This window comes from Virgibacillus halodenitrificans (assembly GCF_001878675.1).
GTDB lineage: Bacteria > Bacillota > Bacilli > Bacillales > Amphibacillaceae > Virgibacillus_Q > Virgibacillus_Q halodenitrificans.
Window position 1 is genome coordinate 3,430,070 of the sequence record NZ_CP017962.1, and the last position, 15,445, is coordinate 3,445,514.

Here is a 15,445-nt window from a genome sequence, read left to right on the forward strand (position 1 = left end):
AAAAATAGTTTATTTATCTTCATACGTACCAATTTTACCAATTCGATTAGCATGACGACCACCATCAAATGCTGTTTCCAACCATACTTTAGCAATTTCACGAGCTAAACCAGGACCAACGACACGCTCTCCCAATGCCAGCACGTTAGAATCATTGTGCTGTCTGGTTAGCTTTGCAGAATACACATCATGAGTTAAGGCACAACGGATTCCTTTTACCTTGTTAGCTGCAATAGACATTCCAATCCCTGTTCCACAAATAAAAATCCCTCTATCAAACTCTCCTTTTGCAATACGTTCTGCAGCAGGTAAAGCATAATCAGGATAATCGACAGAGGATTCGCAGCTGCATCCAGTGTCTTCATATTCAATACCCATCTCTTCCAAAAGGTCCTTCACTTCATTTCGTACAGTCATCCCCGCATGGTCTGCAGTAATAATTACCTTCATATGGCAAAACTCCTTTTTATAAATCTATCTCTATGATACCGTAAATTTGGTCAATTGTTTACTCAAACCGTTTGCTTGTTCCTCCAGTTCATGTGCCAGTTGATCCACCCGTTCAATTGTTGCAGCCTGCTCATGTATAGAGGCATTCATTTCCTCTGCTCCGGCAGATGTTTCTTCCGCAATAGCTGCGACCTCTTGGGATTGTTTCACCGTATTCTGAATAGATTTCAATTGCTTGTCTACTAATTTAGAGATCATATCAATTTCTGCAGCTACTTCTTGCACAGAGCCTGACATCTGCTCAATTGCATTATTGGTATTCTCGCCCTGTGCCGCTTCTTTGTTCGCATACATGACATTATCATTGATCTTCCTCACTACAAGGTCCACATCCTGCTGAATAGCTGCAATTAAGTCTGAAATGCGGTGAACGGCCTGGGCACTCTGATCAGCAAGTTTACGAATTTCCTCTGCAACCACAGCGAATCCTCTGCCGTGCTCTCCTGCTCTTGCAGCTTCAATAGATGCATTTAATGCCAATAGATTTGTCTGCTCAGCAATACCACCTACCATAGAGATAATCGATTCCACCTGCAATGCATTTTGCTTCAAATGATTAACATCAGTCAAAGATGCTTCTTGATCTTCCGCAAGCTTTTGAATACCTGTAACCAGCTGATTTACTGCCTTTCGGCTATGTGTCAGGACTTCAAGCATATTCGTTGATTTATCCTTTGACTGGCTTGCTTTATGCTGTACCTCACCTGCCAGTTCAGTTGCCATTTCAACAGATTCCGCTGTATTTTGAATAGCTTCAGAAGAGCTTTCTGCACCTCTTGAGATATCATCAATGGAAGAACGAATCATCGAAGAGTGCTGTGCAGCCTGATCAGATACTTCCTTCATATAGATAACCGACTTATTTGTCTTATTAAAATGTTCATCAATTCCTTGTACCATTGCTGTTATGCTTTTTAACATTTTATCAAAAGCAATGCCAAGAGACCTTATCTCATCATCTGATGTAGAAATATTAATTTCCTGATCTAAATTACCGTCTGCAGCCATTGACGCCGCTTCCTCCAGTTTTTCCAATGGTCGGGTAATCATTGCAGCAGCAAAGTATGCTAATACTCCAGACCAAAATATCCCAAGAGATAAAGTAAGGATCGTAAATAATTCCTTAGAGATTTGCCAATATGCTTGGACGTAATCGTAAATGACATACAAAAAGAACGCACTACATGAATAAGTAATAATTGCCAGTACAGTTGTCAGAAGCACTAATTTGAGACGCAAGCTGAATCGATATTTCTTTTTTTCCATATCCGTTTCCCCTGTCTACTTTGAGATTTTCCTAATAAGCAGATCGATATATTCCTCCAGTTCGTCTCGTGTTGTTTTATAAATAGTAAGACTTCCCCCAAATGGGTCGGAAATATCATAACTGATTAAATCTGCTTCTAGTTGTTGAATATGAAATAAATCATCCTGCAGGTGAGCATAAAGCTTTTCTTTCAATGTTGCTTGATCCATCTTATGCTGATTTTTTTGGATAAATAAAGTGCGCTTCTCCTCATATTCCGCATAAACCTGCTTTAATTTACTCCATACCTCTTTATCGGCTTCAGAGACATATTCTTTTAGGGTAAAGTATTTTTCTTGATAGTTTGGATATTCCATGATTAATGACTGCTTATGCTGTGTTGTCATCGTCAATACAAGATCCGCCCAATTTAATAATTTTTTTGTTACCGGCTGGGATAGATGATTCATTGAAATCTTTTTCTCTTCCAATGCTTCCACAGCCTTATGGCTTGGTCGTTGATTTTCCGCTGCAAAGATCCCCGCAGATTTAACTTCTGCTTCTGGCATTTTATGCTTTAGTAGCGCTTCAGCCATTGGACTTCTACACGTGTTTCCAGTACAGACAAACAATATATTCATAGGTAACCCTCCGTATTCATATCTCTTAACAATATATCATAATTATAGACCAAAAGCGCAAACGCGTCGAAGTAAGAAAGACAGTAAAAACCTTCAGTTAAAGCAAACAGTTAAAAGGAAAAAGAGGCTTCTTCTACCAAGAAACCTCTAAGTAATATTCTATCCAAATATAAGTCTTATACCAAATCCAATAAGAATACTTCCTCCTAATATCTCACTGTATATGCCTAGTACACCTCTCACCTTTCTTCCCAAAAGCATACCAGCCCAGGAAATGAACATGCTTATTAGCCCAAACAACCCAAGAGCAAGGGCTGTCTTAACACCCGAAATACCCAAACTTAAACCTACTGAAAAACTATCCATACTTACACTGAAGGCTAATAAAAGTAATCCTGCCCCGATCGGCTGAATTACTCGCTGCTTTTCATGGCTAAAAGCAGAGAAGAACATTTGAGCACCAATGACAAACAACAGAACCCCGCCTGCCAGTTCTGTCCAATGGCCAATTTGTCCCGAAATAACTTTTCCAAGAAAAATTCCAATAGAAGGCATAACAATATGGAAAGCACCTATTACCATACCGATAATAGCAATACGTTTTAAACGTAACCGTTGCATGCCAAGTCCCAAGCATATAGAAAAAGCATCCAACCCCAATGCAACAGCCAAAAACAAGAGTGATATAAACTCACCAATATAACCTGACATAGATTGTCCTCCTTGGATATGCTTATAAACTATATGCATGTCCAAAGCTTGATATGCTTGGTATATAGAACAATCTGGGTTTTCTCTATGGGCTCAACACATTGTGGTTCAATTATTTATTGAACTACTCACCACTTAACCCCCCTTTGGGTTGTTTGAAGTGGGAGATTCTTGGGAATAGAGCATACTTATTGACGTATTTCTTTGCCAACAGAGGTTTCTCTTATTGACCAAGCTATCCCCGTAGATTCCTACGGTTTTGTATTTTATTCACGCCAAAACCAAGGTTCTTAAGCCTTCAGCTAGGATATTTTTGCTGGCATTTATATCTCTATCGTGATGTTTATGACACACAGAACAAGTCCAATCTCTTATTTCAAGAGATTTTTTGCCATCTTGGTGTCCGCAATTGGAACATACTTGACTAGACGGGAACCACCTATTTATTTTCACGATTGTTTTACCGTACCAATTCGCTTTGTATTCTAATTTGGACACAAAAGCAGACCATGACACGTCAGAAATTGATTTTGCTAACTTATGATTGCGTAACATTCCTTTGGTATTCAAGTCTTCGATACAGACAATATCGTGGTTTTTGATTATTTCTGTACTTAACTTGTTAAGGAAATCGTTACGTTGGTTCATTACTCTTTCGTGTAACCTAGCAACTTTACGTTTTTGCTTCTGATAATTTTTAGCATCAAAAAGGTTAATACCATTGTTTTTAGCATTTAATGCACGTCTTGAAAGTTTCCTCTGTTCACGTTTCAGTTTCTTTTCTATTTTTATTGTGAACTTATTGTTGTTAATCCTGCGACCATCGGAAAGAATGGCAAAATCAGTAATGCCTAGGTCTATACCGATAGATGATTCCGTTTTCTCCAGTGGCTGTACTTCTGTTTCGGCTAAAATGGATACAAAGTATTTGCCACTAGGATTTCGTCTAACAGTAGCATTAAGGATACGACCATGTACTTCACGACTTTTAGCAAAGCGAACAAGACCAAGTTTAGGTAACTTGATGCTATTGTCTACAATAGCAATATTATTATTTGTTTCTTTAGTCGTGTAGGATTGTACGTTATTCTTTTTAGACTTGAAGCGTGGTGCTTTATTTTGTTTCTTGAAGAACCGTGTATATGAATCAGCTAGATTTTTAAGTGAGGATTGAAGGGCAATGCTATCAACTTCTTTTAGCCATACCAATTCGCTTTTTAATTTTGTTAATTCGGAAGAACAAGAATTATAAGTTAATCCTTTGCCTGTTTCTTTGTATGTATCGTTCCATTGCCCTAAAAAGCGATTGAATACGAAACGACTACATCCGATTGTTTTAGCAATTAGAATTTCCTGTTCTTTGGTAGGGTAGATACGGAATTTGTATGCCTTGTTGACTAACATTGTTTTCACCTCATTTCATTCCTTGATTTTCAATATATTTTTTAACTACATTGATGGGAGAACCGCCAGTAGTTAGTAAGCAAAAACTTCTTGACCAAAACATTTCTTTCCACAACTTTTTTCTAACTTGCGGAAAGTCTTTTTTGATTAATCGTGAACTAGCACTTTTATAAGCATTGATGAACTTTGATAATTCCGTGTTAGGATGTGCTTTGAACAGGATGTGCACATGGTCTTTATCATGATTCCATTCAACTAGAGAGATATTATATTTTTCGCCTAGCTTTACAAACATATCTTTAGCAAAGTCAGATACTTTGTCATCAAAGACTTCTCTACGATATTTCACAACTAGCACAAGATGATAATACATTGAGAATACTGAATGATTATTACTGTCCAATTTCATTTTACTATCAGCCTTTCATTTATATAAGACTGATTATACTATTAAGGTATGAAGCAAGCAACAAAAAGCCCTTAGGCTATCGCCTAACCGACATTCATCTCCCACCTATCGTTAGGCTTCACCCTACACACGACTGAGGAGGGAGTCTTCTGTCGGAAAACGATAAACGAAGATATATTTTGGGGCCACAATCATTAATAACCAACGATTAATTCATTCGTTCTAAGGCAGTTCATGAAAAAATGAGTCAGCTTGTACTGACTCACTTCCCTTTTAGTTTACAGTTCAATATATTGACTTGCTGCTTTTTTTAATCGATTCATAATTGCTTGTCCGATGCCTTCTTCTGAGAAAGCTTCACATACAATTACATCTACATCGCCGTGTTTAAAAGCACGTAATGCATCATATAAATTTGATGCTATTTCATTCGCATCAAACCCAAGAGAGAGGTTTTTATCAGCTTTAACTAAATGAGAAGTATGCTCACTAGCCATAAACCCGATTTTTTTCCCTTCTTCCCTTACATCATTAATAAATTTTTCTATATCTGCTGGTTCCCCTTTTACCAGCCATAAATCTATGTCTGGAGAATAGTGACGGTATTTCATCCCCGGAGCTCTCGGCTTTTCATCTTTATTTACAAGAGCCGGATCGACCATCACTGTACCCACTGCAGCTTCTAATTGCTCAAGTGTAATGCCACCTGGTCGTAATACTACTGGAATATCCTGCGTACAATCAATGACCGTCGATTCTACACCCACACCAGTAGCCCCGCCATCAACAACCCCTGCTATCTTTCCATATAAGTCCCCCCATACATGATCTGCCGATGTAGGGCTAGGCTTTCCGGATAAATTCGCGCTAGGCGCTGCAATTGGTATATTGCAAGCTCTCAGCAACTGTTGAGCTACCGGATGGCTGGGCATACGCACACCAATTGTGGATAATCCTGCAGTCACATTATCAGCGCACACTCCATTACTCGGTAAAACAAAGGTAATCGGTCCAGGAGCGAATAAATCTATTAATTTATCCACATAATCAGGTATGTCGGTAACCAGCTTTTTTAGCTGCTCCTTTGTAGCAACATGAGCTATAAGTGGATTATCCTGAGGTCTTCCTTTTGCTTCAAATATCTTCGCTACCGCTTTCTCACTCGTTGCATCAGCGCCCAATCCGTAAACCGTTTCTGTTGGAAAAGCTACTGTATTTCCTGCCAAAAGTACGGATACTGCTTCCTCAATATCTTTTGTAATATCTTTTTCCATATTCGTTACATTCCATCGCTTTGTTTCCATTCTTGCTACCTCTTTTCTATGCTGTCTACATTTTAAAAGATCTAAAAGGATTTAGCAAAGTTATAAAGTTTACAGAGAAAATATAAAAACAGCCTGCATGATTTATCCACAGGCTGTTTCCTATTACAAAAAGGTTTCTCTAATATAAAAATAAAGATATACACAGTTCTACACGATTATACACAAACTTATCACAGGTTATACACAGGTACATGTGGATAATGTGCATAACCTGTTAGGACACATGATAAGACCACCAATTACCTTGTTCATTTTTATATTTATCCACAAATACTTCCTCTTTTTGTGGATTAAATTGTAGCGCTTCCAATAATATATCAACAACTGGTTGGTGACTGTGTACAAACACTCTTTTAGCCTTTTGATGCTTAGCCAGGGTTAAAATAGCTTCTAGCAAGACTGGTAGTTTTGCTGCTTTATTTTGAGTAATAAATAGCTGCTTCAACCAGTAAATACCATCTTCCATCTCTTCCAAAACAAAACAAGCTTCAATTTTTTCATCTATTTCCACCACATAGCCTTGATACATTAAACTTTCCTTTTTAACATTCGGTGTGCTCTTCAAAAATTGCTCTACCTTCGCCTCATCAGCCTCATATGCACGGATTAATTTCATTTAATCACCCCTAATTGTTATTTATTATAAGATTTTCAGGCCTTTGAAAAACATTCCTCGAAAGTGCTAAGAAAAAATTTAACTCTGCTAATCTAGCTTTTATCTATTAATTCATTCTATGCATTTCTCTATAATTTATGACCATCCCAACCAATCAAATAAAAAAAATTTAACTTCTGCATCGTCTTCTTCCTCTACTATTTCTTTCTCTTCAACCTCTGCAGCTTCAGCTACACTTGTCCCATTGGAAAAGTCCAGAAAACATAGTGGGGGAAAAAGCACACACCACCAATTTGCTCCTTTTCCCTCACCCAATGTGATTAGAACTGCTTCGTACTCTCCTGCCGGGTATAGAAAGTCCCCATAGAGCTTTGTAGGGAATGTAACGTTCTTTCCATATTCAACTTGGAAAGAGTTGTCTCGTCCTTCTGCTTCTATTGTCTTTGCAATGATTTTTTCAATTTCTGGAATACGTGCTTCTATTAATCTTCTAGCTTCTTCAATATCTGTAATATCTTGTACCCATTCACTAATTTCTGCATTGACTTGATCACGAACCAGCCGTTTAAGCTGTTGATCATCGTTATTATCACTATTGGCTAATATTCTTAATCGAATTGCATCATCAGGGATAATTTGATAATCAGTCTCTGTATTTTCCTGACTAACTCCTTGTGGCGGTAAAGTAAAAAATAAAATAATAGATATAAATACAAAAAATACTAGTTTCTTCATCTTTAAGTCCCCCTCTTCCTCTGTTAAAAACAGTATGGTCACAGGTTAAAGATTTTAAACTAGTATTCTATAAAATTAGTTTTAATGTATATGTTGTTGGGTGGTTCAATGATTCGGAAAATAGATACTCTGCGAACTAACTTGGTAGAGCTACAAATTCCCGTTTTGAAAAAATCCAATATAGCTAATTCCTAAATATTTAAGGCAAACTTCTTTGCTCTCCAGTCAATAATTCGTTCTCCCGCGGATTATGTCGCTCTGCTGCCGATTAAATTGCTCTCCGGCGGATTATTTCGCTTTGCTGCTGATTAATTTGTTCCCCGGCGGATAGTATCGCTCTGCTGCTGATTAATTTGTTCTCCGGCGGATAGTATCGCTCTGCTGCTGATTAATTTATTCTCCGGCGGAAAGTTTTGCTCTACTGCCGATTAATTCATTCTCCCGCGGATTATTTCGCTCTGCTGCCGATTAATTCATTCTCCCGCGGATAATCTCCGCTCCGCTACTGATTGTCCCCACACTAGTTCGCAATTTACTCCAACTATGAATCAAAAAAATAAGTTTGTTTCCCAACATTTGCACTAACACCTTAAAATCAGATTGTTTTTGTATTACTAGACTGGTTTTGAACTTGGATTCAATTTATTCCGTTTATGAGGTAATATTGCCAGCAAAAAAAACTACGCCGCAGTTTATTCTTGCTGCAACGTACTATCTTCACTATAACTTTGCCGTAACTATTCGGTCTTTTCCATTAATATCTTGGATCGTGTTTTGCTTACTCTGTGGATAAATTTTTTGGATAATATCATTTACGGATTCACTTTGAGCATGCCCGATTTCAACAGCAATATACCCGTTCAACTCAAGTACACTTGTGGATTGAGATATAATTTCTTTATAGGCAGCCAGGCCGTTCTCCTCTGCATACAGAGCCATATCAGGGTCAAAGTTTTTAACTGTGTCTGCTAATGTTTTTTCTTCTGATCGAGGAATATAAGGGGGATTAGAAACAATAATGTCAGTTTTTATCCCTTGATCAATGAGCGGTTGTAAGAAATTACCTTGATAAAACGTCACTTGTGCTTGATGATTCTTTACATTTGTTTTAGCAACCTGCAGTGCTTCCTGCGAAATGTCAGTAGCATACACCATTGCATTGGGTAATTGCAGCGCAAGCGATATAGCAATAACTCCACTGCCCGTACCCACATCCACAATTCTAATCTGATTTTCAGAAGAAGTTGTTTCTATGTAGTTGGTAACATGTTGGACAAGCTCTTCTGTTTCGGGGCGAGGAACTAATACATGCTCATTCACTTTAAATTTCCGTCCGTAAAATTCCTCATAGCCCATTAAATGCTGTATAGGCATCCCTGTTTCTACATGCTTTTCTACATCTCTCTTAAATCTTTGAATAATATTCGGATCTATTGGCTCCCGCATATTCATAAAAAAATAATTTCGACTATAGTTTAAATGATGCTGCAATAATATCTCTGCAACACGTTGTTCTCGATGATGCTTTTCTAAAAAAAGAGAAGCCCATTGAAGGACTTCATATTGTTTCATTTGGCTCATTTTATTCACCAATCTGTTCTAATTTTTTGGCTTGCTCTTCCATTAACAGTGCATCAACAAACTCATCTAGCTTGCCTTGTAAAATTTGATCCAGCTTTTGAATCGTTAAACCAATACGGTGATCCGTCACACGATTTTGAGGAAAGTTATATGTTCGAATTCGTTCAGAACGGTCCCCAGTTCCTACTGCGGACTTTCTATTTTCATCGTATTCTGCTTGAGCCTCTTGTTGGAATTTATCATATATACGAGCACGTAAGATCTTCATCGCTTTTTCTTTATTTTTAATTTGGGATTTTTCATCTTGTATAGACACAACCACACCGGTAGGAACGTGTGTCAAGCGAACGGCAGACATGGTTGTGTTTACACTCTGTCCACCAGGGCCACTGGAAGCAAACGTGTCCACACGAATGTCTTTTTCATGAATATCAACCTCGACTTCTTCCGCTTCAGGCAAAACAGCAACTGTGGCTGTTGAGGTATGAATACGACCACCAGATTCCGTTTCCGGTACACGTTGAACGCGGTGAGCGCCATTTTCATATTTTAATTTTGAATAGGCTCCACTTCCGTTAATCATAAAAATAATCTCTTTGTATCCCCCAACACCAGTTGTGCTGGCTTCCATTACTTCTGTCTTCCAACCGTATTGTTCCGCGTAACGGGAATACATACGATATAGATCTCCGGCAAACAATGCTGCTTCATCTCCACCTGCAGCTCCACGTATCTCCATGAATACGTTCTTATCATCGTTCGGATCTTTTGGTAAAAGAAGAATTCGCATTTTTTCTTCCAATTCTTCTTTACTCTCCGATAGTTCTTCTATCTCAGCTTTTACCATTTCCTGCATTTCTGCATCCAAATTGTCGTCAAGCATTTCCTTGGCATCTTTTAATTGAGAGGTTACATCTTTGTATTCACGATACGCTTGTACTACATCCTCCAAACCGGATTGTTCCTTTGAATACTCGCGTAACTTCTTCGTATCATTTATAATTTCTGGATCACTCAATAATTCATTCAATTTATTATAACGGTCTTCTAATGTTTGTAATCGGTCTAACATTACGGCCACCTCTTTCTGATTAACAGTATAATTATAGTATACTCACGTTGCAAGGTCAAAGTTATTTCGCAGCTTAGAGGAGTGCATTATGCTAAAGTAAAACTTGATGCTTCTATCTGCACTAAAAAAAGCACCCTCAGGCGCTTTTATCTAATCTGTTTAAATAATCCCTTTACAATCTTGTTGCTGGGCTTATTGGGAACTTCATGATGATGACGACATCTTGGCTCATAAGATTCTGAGGCTCCCACCAGAATAACTGGATCATCATAGGAAGCTGGTTTTCCATTTATCAACCGCTGCGTTCGACTTGCTGGCGAACCGCAGATAGGACAAATAGCATTTAGTTTTGTTACTGACTCGCTAAGTGCCATCAGTTTTGGCATTGGTCCAAATGGTTCTCCTCGAAAATCTGTATCGAGGCCGGCGACGATAACTCGAATCCCCTTGTTTGCAAGCTCATCAACCACTTCCACAATATTTTCGTCAAAAAATTGCACCTCATCAATACCAATAATATCTACATCAGCATGAAGGTATTCCAAAATTTCATCTGAGCTTTTCACAGGTCTGGCGACAGTTGAAGAACCATTATGTGAAACAACAGCCTCGTCGTCGTATCTGTCATCAATAGCTGGTTTAAATACACGAACAGATAGCTTCGCGTAAGTTGCCCTGCGTACGCGGCGAATCAATTCCTCAGACTTACCAGAAAACATACTGCCGCAGATCACTTCTACCCAACCACTTTGTTTCATTACATACATGAGCAAAGGGCTCCCTTCTAAATCTATGTACAATCATTATAATTATTTTTAAAACGTTTCTTAACTAGTTTACCACTATTTTTGTCAAGCTAACATGGTTTTTTAATCTTTTATATAAAAGCACAAAACTGGACCTTGATTCCACTAACTCAAAGCCCACCATGGCTCTATTTAGCTGTTGAAAAGAATGGCTAAATAACACCGCTACGGAAAAATACTACGCTTTTCGGGGGCGGCTGAGGCCATGCCGGGCGGCAAAGAAGACACTGTGAGGTAACGAACAGATGTCGCGCTTGTACCCGGAGGTGTGAAAGCGTTCATCTGCAATGGAAATCAATGGCGATAGATAATCATAAAAACGATCATTGGTTAAGCCCAACGTATATATCAGTATCATATTTACTATATTTAAAAGTAAAAAAGCAGGCAAAATGAGACGCTTTGCCTGCTTTCCCAAAACTAATTTTTGCCATGCATAATACACGGACAACAATCAATAAGGGCATTGACAACCATTGGCTGCCAATGCTTTATTAATATGATGCAACGGTTTGATACCGTTCATCTATTAGTTCATATTATATTTTTTCTTGAATCGGTCTACACGGCCGCCGACTTTATCAGCTTTTTGCTTACCTGTGTAGAATGGGTGTGAATCTGAGCTGATTTCAACACGGATTAAAGGGTACGTATTACCGTCTTCCCATTCAATTGTTTCGTCAGAGCTTTTTGTTGATCCACTCAAGAATTTAAATTCTGAGCTTGTATCAAGAAAAACTACTTTTCTGTACTCTGGATGAATATCCTTTTTCATGTTCTTTCCACTCCTTTTTGCCCTGAATCATTTTGAAACAGAGTTATTGTAAGAGCCGTCATAGGTACAATACCTTATCTAAACTCACATAAAGAGATTATAACAGTCTCCTGCATTGTTTGCAATAGAAAATCATTACCTGTCCAGTTAAAATTATAACATACATTTTATATTTTAGACACATAAAATAATGGAGAAACTAATGTTGTTCAGCTTATTTCTTTGTGCCTCTTCGTTTCATTTCTTCTTCCATCTGTTGAAAGAACTCTTCGTTATTCTTGGATGCCTTTAACCTTCTTAAGAAACGTTCCAGGAAGTCATGGGAATCCTGCATCGTCTTGCGAATTGCCCACATTTTATCAAGTTGGCCTTTATCCACTAGCAATTCTTCCTTACGTGTACCGGAACGAAGAATATCAATCGCAGGGAAAATGCGACGTTGAGCAAGATTTCGATCAAGATGCAATTCCATGTTACCTGTGCCTTTAAATTCTTCATAAATAACATCATCCATACGCGAGCCTGTATCAACCAGAGCAGTAGCCAATATTGTAAAGCTTCCACCTTCTTCTATGTTTCTGGCTGCTCCAAAAAATCGTTTCGGACGATGAAAAGCAGCTGGATCTATACCACCAGAAAGAGTCCTGCCACTTGGCGGAATAGCAAGGTTGTATGCACGCGCAAGCCTTGTAATACTGTCCATCAGTACAATCACGTCTCGCTTATGCTCCACCAAGCGCATTGCACGCTCCAATACGAGCTCTGAAACTTTAATATGACTTTCAGGTACTTCATCAAACGTAGAACTAACTACATCTACATCAGGGTGTACAGATCGCTCAATATCGGTAACCTCTTCAGGACGTTCGTCAACTAATAGAATAATTAATTTGGCATCCGGGTGGTTTTCAGAAATACTATTGGCAATTTGCTTAAGTAACATTGTTTTACCGGCTTTAGGTGGAGCTACAATAAGACCACGCTGCCCAAATCCAACCGGTGTCATCAGATCGATAATGCGGGTTGATAAGTTTTTTGTAGAGTTTTCAAGCTTCATTAATCGATCCGGATAAAGTGGAGTTAGTGCTGGAAAATGGACTCTTTCCTTTGCAGTCTCAGGATCGTCGCCATTTACGGCATCTACATGCAATAGACCATAGTAACGTTCATTCTCCTTTGGAGGTCTTACTTTACCAGATACTTTATCACCATTTCTTAAATCGAACCTGCGTATCTGTGAGGCAGATATATAGATATCTTCTGCGCTTGGAGAGTAATTAATTGGGCGAAGAAAACCGAATCCTTCTGAAGGAATAATTTCCAGAATTCCATCCATAAATAAGAAACCATCTTTTTCAGCCTGTGCTTTTAAAATAGAAAAAATAAGTTCTCTTTTTGTTAACTTTGCATAATATGAAACTTTGTATTCTCTCGCTAGTGTGTAAATCTCTTTTAAAGTCAGAGTTTCCAGATGAGAGATTGTTAATGCTGCCATAGAATCACCACGCCTATTGTTTTTTATGTTAGTAATATTCGTAAAATATATTCAACACATCATTGGTCTATGTTTTAAACCTATTTAGATGAGAGTTTCACTTCTTTATTAAAGGTAAGTCTTCGTAGAAATGAAGGAAAAATCAGAAGCTAGATTAGGAGTTCTTTTAACTGCTTTCCAAAACCTTATACCATATTACTCCTTTGGTTCATATTATTCAATACTAAATTTTAGGTTTTTTATATTTTAATAGAAAGGGAAGCAAACGGCTTTCGCTTCCCTTTCTATTGCAGTTTTAAAAAGTAGGTTTGAAGGTAGTATTAACCATTTTCTTTCCGTTCATACGGTCTATGGCCTTATTACCAGGTCTGGTTTTTTTCTGTAGACGATGCTCTCCATCAATAAAACGAACTCTTAGCACGTATAATTACAGTTCGGAATTGGCCTTATAGCCTTTAAATTGTACACCTTTTAATAATTCCCCATTGGCAAAAATTACATTATCATCACCACAAAAAGTACCTATTTACTCTCCTTCTTTGCTAATATCCCATTCCGAAATCATATAAAGGGGGTCGAGTCCCCCCCTTTAATATGAGTGTGCCGTTAACTTCTTTATACAATACTTTTTTAACAAGCATGTACTTGAGACCATTTAAATGGAGTTAGAAGAGTGAAACGGGTGCTTGCGCTTTTGTTTTTACATGTTTTGGAATTGTGTTATTTCTTGTTCGGTCATTTCTTCTCGCCATATATTAGCTCCGAGGTTATTTAATTTCTCTGTTATTTTTTCATATCCACGGTCTATATGCTCAAGCCCAGTTATTTCAGTAATCCCATTTGCCATTAAGCCAGCTACAATTAATGACGCTCCTGCTCTCAGGTCACTTGCTTTCACACGTGCTCCCTCAAGCTGCACAGGTCCAGAAACTATTGCTGAACCACCTTCAACTTTAATAGCTGCATTCATTCGCCTTAGTTCGTCAATATGCTTTAACCTTGCAGAGTAGATCGTATCTGTAACCACTCCGGTGTTCACTGCTTTTGTTAATAATGAAGTGAAAGGTTGCTGTAAATCTGTTGGAAAACCAGGATAAACCAGTGTCTTAATATCAACACTCTTCAGTGGGTTCCTTGGTGCAATTAACAACTGTTCCTCATTTTCTTCAACAGTTACACCCATTTCTCTTAACTTGGCGAGCAAAGATTCTAAATGCTGGGAGATCACATTGTCTATAATTACTTCTTTTCCTTGTGCAGCGGCTGCAATGGCATATGTACCTGCTTCAATCCTGTCGGGAATAATCGTATGTCTGCAGCCATGTAAAGAAGGTACACCTTCGATTCGAATCACATCTGTACCTACACCCTTAATTTTCGCTCCCATATTTGTTAATAAAGTAGCAACATCGATAATCTCAGGTTCTTTTGCAGCATTTTCAATAATTGTTTTACCTTTTGCCCTTACTGCAGCAAGCATAATATTAATTGTTGCTCCGACGCTTACTACATCTAAATATATTCGGGCACCCCGAAGCTCTTTCGCTCTTAAATAAATGGCTCCCTGCTCATTCGTCACTTCAGCACCAAGCGCCTCAAAGCCTTTGATATGCTGGTCGATAGGACGTGGACCTAAGAAGCAACCTCCCGGCAAGCCGATAACTGCTTTGTTAAATTTTCCGAGCATTGCCCCCATAAAATAATATGAGGCACGGAGCTTCTTCACTTTTCCATTAGGTAAAGGCATTGCTACCATTTTCTCTGGGTCGATATGGACAGTTTGTCCGTCCCAATTTACTGTACCACCGATTTCCTCCAGCAAATCTCCAAGTGTGTACACATCGGAAATTTCCGGGAGCCCTTCAATTGTTACTTCTGAATCAGCTAAAATAGCTGCCGGAAGTAAAGCTACCGCACTGTTTTTCGCACCACTAATTCTTACCTGGCCATTTAAAAGATGGCCACCTTCAATTAACATTTTTTGCATATTAAAAACCCCACTTTTTGACGCACAGGACAAGGAAGCTACCTATACGTGAATAGTATTTTTCCAGAGTATAGTAATTTGTGCCTCTTAGACCTATTCCGTCTTTTATCGGTAGCTTGTGCAATATTTCCA

15 protein-coding genes are annotated in these 15,445 nt (G+C 38.4%); all 15 read right to left on the reverse strand.

Annotation, left to right across the window (positions count from 1 at the left end; all coding sequences use genetic code 11):
- Positions 1 to 9 precede the first annotated feature (9 nt).
- A complete protein-coding gene (gene rpiB, locus BME96_RS17005) occupies positions 10 to 450 on the reverse strand; it encodes a ribose 5-phosphate isomerase B (RefSeq protein ID WP_019378215.1) in 441 nt (146 codons plus the stop codon).
- A 30-nt stretch (positions 451 to 480) separates the two neighbouring features.
- Positions 481 to 1,776, reverse strand: coding sequence for a methyl-accepting chemotaxis protein (locus BME96_RS17010; protein ID WP_019378216.1), 1,296 nt, complete (start codon positions 1,774 to 1,776; stop codon positions 481 to 483).
- Between the two features lie 15 nt (positions 1,777 to 1,791).
- Positions 1,792 to 2,397: a low molecular weight protein arginine phosphatase gene (locus BME96_RS17015; RefSeq protein ID WP_071649727.1), complete on the reverse strand. Its 606-nt coding sequence runs from the start codon at positions 2,395 to 2,397 to the stop codon at positions 1,792 to 1,794.
- 159 nt (positions 2,398 to 2,556) lie between these two features.
- Entirely contained in the window at positions 2,557 to 3,108 is a 552-nt protein-coding gene (locus BME96_RS17020) for a manganese efflux pump MntP (RefSeq protein WP_071649728.1), read from the reverse strand.
- A gap of 270 nt (positions 3,109 to 3,378) precedes the next feature.
- Positions 3,379 to 4,512, reverse strand: coding sequence for an IS200/IS605 family element RNA-guided endonuclease TnpB (gene tnpB, locus BME96_RS17025; protein WP_071649729.1), 1,134 nt, complete (start codon positions 4,510 to 4,512; stop codon positions 3,379 to 3,381).
- A gap of 10 nt (positions 4,513 to 4,522) precedes the next feature.
- The gene (gene tnpA, locus BME96_RS17030; RefSeq protein WP_060678139.1) at positions 4,523 to 4,921 is read right to left on the reverse strand and encodes an IS200/IS605 family transposase; all 399 of its coding nucleotides are present in this window, start codon (positions 4,919 to 4,921) and stop codon (positions 4,523 to 4,525) included.
- A gap of 278 nt (positions 4,922 to 5,199) precedes the next feature.
- Complete coding sequence (locus BME96_RS17035; RefSeq protein ID WP_060678138.1) at positions 5,200 to 6,225, reverse strand: L-threonylcarbamoyladenylate synthase; 1,026 nt, start codon at positions 6,223 to 6,225, stop codon at positions 5,200 to 5,202.
- 235 nt (positions 6,226 to 6,460) lie between these two features.
- On the reverse strand, positions 6,461 to 6,862 hold the full coding sequence (locus BME96_RS17040; protein ID WP_019378220.1) for a GNAT family N-acetyltransferase: 402 nt from the start codon (positions 6,860 to 6,862) through the stop codon (positions 6,461 to 6,463).
- Between the two features lie 135 nt (positions 6,863 to 6,997).
- Positions 6,998 to 7,597 carry a stage II sporulation protein R gene (spoIIR, locus tag BME96_RS17045; protein ID WP_019378221.1) on the reverse strand — a complete coding sequence of 200 codons (600 nt, stop codon included), beginning with the start codon at positions 7,595 to 7,597 and terminating at the stop codon, positions 6,998 to 7,000.
- Between the two features lie 720 nt (positions 7,598 to 8,317).
- On the reverse strand, positions 8,318 to 9,178 hold the full coding sequence (gene prmC, locus BME96_RS17050) for a peptide chain release factor N(5)-glutamine methyltransferase (protein ID WP_071649730.1): 861 nt from the start codon (positions 9,176 to 9,178) through the stop codon (positions 8,318 to 8,320).
- A 1-nt stretch (position 9,179) separates the two neighbouring features.
- Positions 9,180 to 10,250: a peptide chain release factor 1 gene (gene prfA / locus BME96_RS17055; protein WP_019378223.1), complete on the reverse strand. Its 1,071-nt coding sequence runs from the start codon at positions 10,248 to 10,250 to the stop codon at positions 9,180 to 9,182.
- 146 nt (positions 10,251 to 10,396) lie between these two features.
- Complete coding sequence (locus BME96_RS17060) at positions 10,397 to 11,017, reverse strand: thymidine kinase (RefSeq protein WP_071649731.1); 621 nt, start codon at positions 11,015 to 11,017, stop codon at positions 10,397 to 10,399.
- Positions 11,018 to 11,585: 568 nt separating this feature from the next.
- Positions 11,586 to 11,831, reverse strand: coding sequence for a type B 50S ribosomal protein L31 (locus tag BME96_RS17065; protein ID WP_019378225.1), 246 nt, complete (start codon positions 11,829 to 11,831; stop codon positions 11,586 to 11,588).
- A 214-nt stretch (positions 11,832 to 12,045) separates the two neighbouring features.
- Entirely contained in the window at positions 12,046 to 13,326 is a 1,281-nt protein-coding gene (rho, locus tag BME96_RS17070) for a transcription termination factor Rho (protein WP_019378226.1), read from the reverse strand.
- Positions 13,327 to 14,026: 700 nt separating this feature from the next.
- Positions 14,027 to 15,313 carry a UDP-N-acetylglucosamine 1-carboxyvinyltransferase gene (locus tag BME96_RS17075; protein ID WP_019378227.1) on the reverse strand — a complete coding sequence of 429 codons (1,287 nt, stop codon included), beginning with the start codon at positions 15,311 to 15,313 and terminating at the stop codon, positions 14,027 to 14,029.
- Between the last annotated feature and the right edge of the window lie 132 nt (positions 15,314 to 15,445).

What these genes read in the sequence shown, in the direction of transcription:
- tnpA (WP_060678139.1), bottom strand. Translation starts at nt 4,921, where the DNA reads ATGAAATTGGACAGTAATAATCATTCAGTATTCTCAATGTATTATCAT.
- rho (WP_019378226.1), bottom strand. Translation starts at nt 13,326, where the DNA reads ATGGCAGCATTAACAATCTCTCATCTGGAAACTCTGACTTTAAAAGAG.
- BME96_RS17035 (WP_060678138.1), bottom strand. Translation starts at nt 6,225, where the DNA reads ATGGAAACAAAGCGATGGAATGTAACGAATATGGAAAAAGATATTACA.
- BME96_RS17020 (WP_071649728.1), bottom strand. Translation starts at nt 3,108, where the DNA reads ATGTCAGGTTATATTGGTGAGTTTATATCACTCTTGTTTTTGGCTGTT.
- BME96_RS17060 (WP_071649731.1), bottom strand. Translation starts at nt 11,017, where the DNA reads ATGTATGTAATGAAACAAAGTGGTTGGGTAGAAGTGATCTGCGGCAGT.
- prmC (WP_071649730.1), bottom strand. Translation starts at nt 9,178, where the DNA reads ATGAGCCAAATGAAACAATATGAAGTCCTTCAATGGGCTTCTCTTTTT.
- BME96_RS17015 (WP_071649727.1), bottom strand. Translation starts at nt 2,397, where the DNA reads ATGAATATATTGTTTGTCTGTACTGGAAACACGTGTAGAAGTCCAATG.
- rpiB (WP_019378215.1), bottom strand. Translation starts at nt 450, where the DNA reads ATGAAGGTAATTATTACTGCAGACCATGCGGGGATGACTGTACGAAAT.
- BME96_RS17075 (WP_019378227.1), bottom strand. Translation starts at nt 15,313, where the DNA reads ATGCAAAAAATGTTAATTGAAGGTGGCCATCTTTTAAATGGCCAGGTA.
- prfA (WP_019378223.1), bottom strand. Translation starts at nt 10,250, where the DNA reads ATGTTAGACCGATTACAAACATTAGAAGACCGTTATAATAAATTGAAT.
- BME96_RS17065 (WP_019378225.1), bottom strand. Translation starts at nt 11,831, where the DNA reads ATGAAAAAGGATATTCATCCAGAGTACAGAAAAGTAGTTTTTCTTGAT.
- spoIIR (WP_019378221.1), bottom strand. Translation starts at nt 7,597, where the DNA reads ATGAAGAAACTAGTATTTTTTGTATTTATATCTATTATTTTATTTTTT.
- BME96_RS17040 (WP_019378220.1), bottom strand. Translation starts at nt 6,862, where the DNA reads ATGAAATTAATCCGTGCATATGAGGCTGATGAGGCGAAGGTAGAGCAA.
- BME96_RS17010 (WP_019378216.1), bottom strand. Translation starts at nt 1,776, where the DNA reads ATGGAAAAAAAGAAATATCGATTCAGCTTGCGTCTCAAATTAGTGCTT.
- tnpB (WP_071649729.1), bottom strand. Translation starts at nt 4,512, where the DNA reads ATGTTAGTCAACAAGGCATACAAATTCCGTATCTACCCTACCAAAGAA.